Here is a 4,057-nt window from a genome sequence, read left to right on the forward strand (position 1 = left end):
CCGCCCGGGTGACCAGGGACTGCCGAGTTCCCGGGGTATCCCGGCGGATGTGGTGCCGCTTGGAGCGCAATGCGGGCGGCAGCCCGAGCAGCGCGGTGGCCGCCAGCGCGGCGGCACCGCCCGCCAGGGCGACCGGCCAGTCGAACAGCAGCCCGGGCGTGGGGGTGAAGAGCCGTGCCTCGCCGGCCGGGGTGAACCCGGACAGCGCGGTGGCCACCCCGATCCCGGCCAGCGTTCCGGTGACCGCGACGGCCGCCACCCGTAGCATGGCCAGCGCGATGAACTGACCCGAGCGCAGCCCGAGGGCGGCCAGCACTGGGCCGTCGGCGTCCTCCGCCGCGCTCTGCCTGGTCAGCGCCTGCCCGGTGACGACCAGGAACGTCACCGCGGCGAGGGCGGCCACCACCCACCAGGCGACCGCCTGCGGGTGGACGGCGACGGTGACGGCGGCCGCGATCGTGTCAAGGTCCTCCACCCCGGCGCCGTACTTGCCGGTGACGGTCGCCTCGAAACGGGCGAAGTCCGCCTCGCCGTGCCGCAGCCGCACGTGGTAGAAGGGGAAGGCGGGGACCCCCTTGGTGGCGGCGACGAAGGCCGCGCTCGGGAAGAGGTCGTAGCTGGCCCCGTTTCCGGCCAGCAGCTCGCGCTCAGTGGCGACCACGCCGGTCACCCGCAGCGTGATGACCGGCCCGTCGAACTGACCCGGCGGCGGCTGGCCAGTCTCTATTCCCCGCATGATCTGCTTCAGCTGGTCGGCGCCCGCCATCGGCAGCCGGATCAGCGTGCCTGGGCCGATCCCGTAGTCGCGCTGCATGGTGAACGACACCAGCGTCTCCAGCTTGGACTGGTCCGGCATCCGCCCTTCGGCCAGCTTGACCATCCGCGGCAGGGACGCCGGCGGTACCTCGAAGACGGCGAAGGCGGTCTGGTCGATCTGCTTGCCGCACGAGCACTCGGGCTGGCCCTGGAAGGGGGAGTACGTCTGGACCGCCTCGGTCACGTTCGGCAGCGATGCGATCGGCAGTGGCTTTTCGGCGTAGACGACGGCGTCGTACCCGTGCGCGGCGACGAAGGCCGGGACCGCCGTGTCGGCCCGGCGGCCAGCAGTGACAGCCGCCAGCACGACCGCGGTGCCGAGCCCGACCAGCACGGCAAGCAGCAGCCAGGCCCGCCAGAACCGGCGGGCCCTGGCCGCCAGGATGACCCGGACGGCCCCCACGGCGCCCTCCCCTCGCGCCCAGTCTCACGCCGCCAGGCAACGCCGCGAAAGGATGCCACCCGTCCGCGCCCGCACCTGCTAGCACGACCACGCCGCCCCTGAGCCCTCCTGCCGATGCCGGTATCGGGCGCATCGATCCACGCGTGCACGGGACGTAGACTGTAACCGCGACTGCATCCCGCTGCCGGGACCGCCGCCACGACGGCCAGCACACCAGCCCCGCCATGCCGCGCACACGGCCAGACGGCAGCGGAGAGGATCACGCGGATGACAGACAATCAGCTTTCCGTAGCACTCGGCCAGGCCGGCCAGGAGGCAACGGCGCTGCGCTGCCCCGAGATGGCCCGCACCGAGCGAGGCTGGGAACGGTGCCACCGCGACGAGCACGCCGCGGACGCCCGGCATCACGTACGGGACCGGTCGTGGTCGACGGCAGCGAACACGCCGCTGCTACGGCTCGGCCAGCCATGCACGGGCGCCTGCCGGTGGCCGGATCAAGTGCAGCCCTACCGGGGGACGGGGAAGGTAAGGCACTACTGATGAACCGGGTACCTGGATCACGGTGAGCATCGCCCCACGATCAGCCCAGCACGGGTTGAACGCCGGGGCTGGCCGCCGAGCTGGACGCGCCGCAGGCCAAGGTGCGGGGAGTACCGTTGACTATATGACCGCGCTGGCTTACCGCGAGTTCCTGCTGGGCTGGGACGGCGAGATAACGCGCGTGGTCACGGTCGGGGACGAGCTGGTCCCGGTGCAGGCGGAGCCTATGCGGCCAGGGGTAGCCCCCCGGAAGAAGATCGACGTCGCACCGTTCGCGCCTGGCGTTACCGCGAGCGCGCCGGGCTGCGGCCTGTGCACGTGGGCGTACCGGGATGGCCGCTGGGCGCTGAAGTACGTGCACCGGGGCTGCCGCGCGCACGCTGCGTGACTTCAGCTCCTCGCCAGAAACGATCAAGCGCGGCTGCCCAAGGTCACGCCAGCCAGGGTCTCGCCGTCTATCACGTACCGCACCTTGGCCCAGATTTCGCACATAGGGCGAGAAACGTCCCGCTTCATGTCCCTTTTGCCCTAGTTTCGCGGTGCATTTCTCGCCCTATGTGAGCGCGACCCGGCGGCGCGGGCCCCCGAACGCCTCAGCTGACCTGCCGCTTGCGCGATCGACCTGCCCTATCGGTGTCGATTGCGCAATCGACAGGTTCACCGCACCGCCCATAGGCCTGATAACAGCAAGAAGCGGGACTGCCGGACGCCCGGCGCCGGGAGGCGCCCGCCAATCGACAGGTTCACCCGCGCCGCCGGCCGGCGTCCCCGCTGAAGGCCGCCCCGATACGCTGGCCGCGGCAGGGGGGAGACCCGGTGAGCGAGCAGGAACTGTTCACGCTGGCGGTGGCGATCGCCGTGGTGGTCATTCTCGGCCGGGGCCTCGCCAACCGGCTCGAGATACCGGAAGCGATCGTGCTCGTCGTGCTCGGCATGCTCGCCAGCCTGATCCCGCAGGTCCCGAACATCACCCTGTCGCCCGACATCGTGCTGCTGATTTTCGTCCCGCCGCTGATCTACCACGCCGCGTTCCTCAGCGCGCCGCGGGAGACCAGGGAGAACGCGGTGCCGATCACCGCGCTGGCGATCGGCGCGACCGGGGTGACGATCCTCGGCGTGGGCTGGGTCAGCCGGCTTGTCCTGCCCGGCCTCGGCTGGGCGCCCGCGCTGGCGTTCGCCGCGGCGGTGGCGCCCACCGACGCCGTCGCGGCCACGTCGGTGCTGTCCCGGCTGGGCGCGCCGCACCGCGTGGTGACGATCCTGGAAGGCGAGAGCCTGATCAACGACGCGGTCGCGCTGACCGCGTTCGGGCTGGCCGTCGAGGCGATGGCGCACCCGTTCACTATCAGCCACGGTTTGGTACGGCTTGTCGAGGTCGTCGTCGGCGGGATCGCATACGGGCTCGTCGTCGGGCTGGTGATCGGCCGCGTGCGGCGCTGGGTCAGCGATCCCTCGCTGCAGATCCTGGTCTCGCTGATCACGCCGTTCGTCGCCTACATCCCGGCCGAGCAGTTCCACGTGTCCGGCGTGCTGGCCACCGTGACCACCGGCGTCTACCTCGGGACCAGGACCGAAGGCCTGCTCCAGCCGGCGTCGCGGGTCAGCGGCTCGATGTTCTGGCGAACGCTGATCTTCCTGCTCGAGTCCGCGCTGTTCGTGCTGCTCGGCCTGGAGCTGCGGTCGGTCGTGGATCACCTGTCCACCACGATCTCGGTCGCGCGGCTGGCGGGCGCCGCCGCCGCGCTGGTGGCCGCGGTCATCGGCATCCGGCTGGCCTGGGAGCTGATCGTGTCGCCGCTGCTGCGGCTGCTGCCCGGCAGGCACTCCTCCTACGTGCAGAACCCGTGGCGGCAGCGGCTCGTGATCGGCTGGGGCGGCATGCGCGGCGCGATCACGCTGGCCATCGCGCTGAGCCTGCCGGAGATGCTGCACGGGGAGCCGTTCACCCAGCGGTCCACCCTGATCTTCCTGGCCGCGGTCGTCGTGGTCGCCACGCTGATCGGCGAGGGCCTGACGCTCGCGCCGCTGCTGCGCGCGCTCGGGATGGCGCAAAGCGACCAGCACCGCCGGGCAGAGGCCAAGGCACGCGCGCGGGTCACCGAGGCCGGGCTGGCGCGGCTGGACCAGCTCGCCGAGGACGGCGAGGTGGACGAGGACACCGCCAGCCTGTACCGGCAGCTGTTCGAGAGGCGGCTGGACCGGGTTCGCGCGGTACTCGACGACACCGGCGACGGCGCGGCCGCCGACGCGGCCGCGGACGGCGCTGCCAGTCACCGCGACTTCCGCGCCGAGCTGCTC

At 71.9% G+C, this 4,057-nt stretch carries 4 protein-coding genes; 3 read left to right on the plus strand and 1 reads right to left on the minus strand.

Features of this window, described 5'->3' with window-relative positions; translation table 11 throughout:
- The coding region (locus WA805_RS08345) for an FtsX-like permease family protein (RefSeq protein WP_425242042.1) at positions 1-1,219 on the minus strand (1,219 nt) is incomplete at its 3' end.
- Between the two features lie 267 nt (positions 1,220-1,486).
- Here WA805_RS08345 and WA805_RS08350 point away from each other — a divergent pair.
- The 3 genes from WA805_RS08350 to WA805_RS08360 all read left to right on the plus strand — a co-directional run.
- Positions 1,487-1,759 carry a hypothetical protein gene (locus WA805_RS08350; RefSeq protein ID WP_422271342.1) on the plus strand — a complete coding sequence of 91 codons (273 nt, stop codon included), beginning with the start codon at positions 1,487-1,489 and terminating at the stop codon, positions 1,757-1,759.
- A gap of 124 nt (positions 1,760-1,883) precedes the next feature.
- Entirely contained in the window at positions 1,884-2,147 is a 264-nt protein-coding gene (locus WA805_RS08355; protein ID WP_425242043.1) for a hypothetical protein, read from the plus strand.
- A gap of 428 nt (positions 2,148-2,575) precedes the next feature.
- On the plus strand, positions 2,576-4,057 hold a 1,482-nt coding region (locus WA805_RS08360), incomplete at its 3' end, for a Na+/H+ antiporter (protein WP_425242044.1).

It is taken from the genome of Trebonia sp. (assembly GCF_049794275.1).
Lineage (GTDB): Bacteria > Actinomycetota > Actinomycetes > Streptosporangiales > Streptosporangiaceae > Trebonia.